The organism is Streptomyces aureocirculatus (genome assembly GCF_000720475.1).
Lineage (GTDB): Bacteria > Actinomycetota > Actinomycetes > Streptomycetales > Streptomycetaceae > Streptomyces > Streptomyces aureocirculatus.
In genome coordinates this window covers 1-2,984 of sequence record NZ_JOAP01000120.1, presented here as the reverse complement: position 1 = coordinate 2,984, position 2,984 = coordinate 1, and the positions used below count along the sequence as shown (strand labels likewise).

Here is a 2,984-nt window from a genome sequence, read left to right as displayed (position 1 = left end):
TGCGGCGGCCCGGCGCCCTTCGCCTTCAGCAATCGCGATCGGCTGCTTCGCGTTGAGCGTCACCATCGAGGCGGTGCAGCTGGCGATGAACGCCGGCAGAGTGGTCGACATCGATGACGTCATCTTCAACACCGGCGGCGGCCTGGCCGGCAGCCTGCTGGCTGTCTCGGCCTCTGACGGGACAGGGGCGGGCGCGCATGAGTCCGGGTCCTGTCAGCTTTCCGCCTCGCCGACGGCTTGTTGCGCGTGGGGAGTGTGGCGCTGCGCGCGAGAAGGCGAGCCGGGCGCCGTGAGCAAGGTCGGGAGGCGGGAGAGCTGGCGAGGGCAGCGGTGGCTGATCCTGCTCCCGAACAGGGTCGGCCGAACGCCGCCCGGGCATCTTGCCGCCTGACACTCGAAGATGGTCGCGTGGATCTGAAGCGCCGCCGCTTCGGCTACCACGATCTTGAGGAAGTCCTCATCGGAGAGAGCGTGGTCGACCGCCTCTGGAGCCTGCTCACTGGCATTGAGTGCCCGTTGCAGGTAGCGAACCAAGGTTGTTTCCGCATGCAACTGTCCACGGTCCAGTGACGTTTCGCCGGGATCGTTTTACGCAACCCGGCGCTGCAGGCCGTGCGGAGCCTCTACGCTCATTCGCTGTCTGGGGCAGAGGGTTTGACCGGCGGGGGCTCGGATGGCGTTGTTGAAGGAAGATCCCACGTGGGTGGGCGGCTACCGCTTGGAGAGCCGACTCGGGTCGGGCGGCATGGGCGTGGTGTACCGGGCGTGCTCCGCATCCGGTCAGGTCATCGCGCTGAAGGTGATTCGACGGCAGTGGGCCGAGAACCCGGAATTCCGGGCCCGCTTCGTGCTGGAGGTCGCTGCTGCCCGGATGGTCCACAGCAAGCACACGGTGCCAATCACCGACGCTGACCCCCACGCACCGGACCCGTGGATGGCCAGCCCCTATATGCCGGGAGAGAGCCTGGCCGCTCGTGTACAGGAGCGGGGGCCGGTCGCTGAGCCCGAGCTCCGAGAGATGGTGCGGACGTTGGCGGTCGCGCTGGGGGACATTCACAGAGCTGGGGTGGTGCACCGCGACCTGAAACCCGGCAATGTGCTGTTGAGCGAGCGCGGTCCGCTGATCATCGACTTCGGGGTCTCGCGTGCCGTCGACGGAAATCCCCTCACCGCTGCCGGCCAGATCGTCGGCACCCCTGCTTTCATGGCACCCGAGCAGTTCACCACGCCTTCCCGGGCCGGCCCTGCGGCTGATGTGTTCTCCCTGGGCTGTGTGCTGGTCTTCGCGGCAACCGGACACAGTCCCTTCGAGGCCGGCAGCCCTTACGTGTCGGCTCACCTGAGCATGCACGAGGAGCCGGACCTCGGTGCGCTGCCGGAGTTTTTGCACGACCTGGCTGCCGCGTGCCTGCGGAAGGTCCCGGCCGAACGGCCCACCCCGCAGGAGCTGCTGGCGGCTCTGTCCCTGTGCGAAGCGCCACGCAAACCCGCACGTGCCGCGGGAGTGCGTATGCTGGGCGCGCTTGCAGGCCGCTGGCTCGGTCGACGGGTTCCCGGCTGGCTGCTGGTCCTCACGGTCCTGGCGTTTGCGGCGACGGGTATCGGCGCCATGGCGGCCTGGCCGTCTGCCCCGGCTGACCCGCTGGCCACCCGGCACGGCGCGTCGGACTGGCACCCGTGGGAGACGAAGCTGGCGGGAGACGGCGGCATACAGCGCTGTTTTGCCCACGACGAAATCATCTACTGCACCACCAACAACGGCTCCGTCACACGGATCAACACCTACGAGGACGGCCACATTGCCTGGACGAGCAGCGCACCAGCCGACGAGTACGCCAACTTCGCACCCCCCGACGGCGGTACGACTGTGCTCGGTGTAGCCCACAACATGGTCTTCATCGTACGCGAACGTGCCCGCAAAGACCCCTATGAGGAAGAGACCGCCGGTCCCACGAGCTGGCTGCCCTCCCGGCTCTACGCCCTCGATGCCGGCACCGGCAGGACGCTGTGGACCCGTCCTCTCCCCAGCGACTTCACCGATATCCCTGGATTTCAGGGTGTGCAGTTGGTCCAGAAGACAAAGACCCTGTACCTCACCGATCAGTCGAAGCGCGAGATCCGGGCCATCGATGTGGCCACCCGCAACACCCAGTGGAAGCGGCCGCTGGGCCCGCGGGAGATGTTCGCCGCGGCGTCCGAGGGCCTGTACACCATCCGGGCACCGCTGGACCACACTCAGCCCGCCAGCCGAACCGTGATCACGGGAGTCGACCCGGCAACCGGACAGACGACGTGGACCACCACCAAGAGCGGGAAACTCGACTTCGCCGCCGCCGCACCAGGCGCCTTATACCTGGCAGAGCGCAACAGGGACGTGAGCAGTGGCGCCAGGAACACCGCGCTGGTCCGCCTCGACATCCGGACCCGTGCCGATCTCCGCGTTCCCATCCCAAAAGGGTTCGATGTCCTCCTGGCGCTGAACACCACTCAATCGATCACCGAACGTTATGGCGTGGCCGATCGACGCCTCTTCTACCTCGTTGCCCACCGCGGGAACACCTTCGCGGTGGACACCAAGGCCAAGCGCATCCGGTGGCGCCACGATGTCCGAAAACGCGTCCCGACCGGCAGGCCGACCCTCGCCGGGACGCAGCTGGTCTACCCCACTCACTTCGGAGAGGTCTTCGCCGTCGACACGCGCACCGGCAAGGAACTCTGGAAGACCCATCCACGTACCACCGCCCGCGCGAGGCCGTGGAGCTCACTGAATCCCGTCATGGTCGTTCGTGGCCGGCTGTACGCCGTCTCCGCCCGCAACAGTGTCTACGCGCTCGATGCAAGCCCTTCCTACTGATCTTTTCGTGAGTTCGGTGGGTGTGGTGGGTGGATGGTCAGGCCGGTATGGGCGAGGTATGACCATGGCAGTGGGGGGTTGGTGTTGATGCGGTGGATGCCTTGCTCGGTGGCGTCGGCGACATCGGCGA

3 protein-coding genes are annotated in these 2,984 nt (G+C 66.9%); all 3 read left to right on the top strand.

The features are described 5' to 3' along the window. The coding region (locus tag IG78_RS0140885; RefSeq protein ID WP_030574798.1) for a VanZ family protein at positions 1-391 on the top strand (391 nt) is incomplete at its 5' end. A 17-nt stretch (positions 392-408) separates the two neighbouring features. Then, a complete protein-coding gene (locus tag IG78_RS49965; RefSeq protein WP_157856074.1) occupies positions 409-570 on the top strand; it encodes a hypothetical protein in 162 nt (53 codons plus the stop codon). 103 nt (positions 571-673) lie between these two features. Next, positions 674-2,854, top strand: a complete 2,181-nt coding sequence (locus IG78_RS0140875) for a protein kinase domain-containing protein (protein ID WP_078965970.1) — start codon at positions 674-676, stop codon at positions 2,852-2,854. Positions 2,855-2,984: the final 130 nt, after the last annotated feature.

What these genes read in the sequence shown, in the direction of transcription:
- IG78_RS0140875 (WP_078965970.1), top strand. Translation starts at nt 674, where the DNA reads ATGGCGTTGTTGAAGGAAGATCCCACGTGGGTGGGCGGCTACCGCTTG.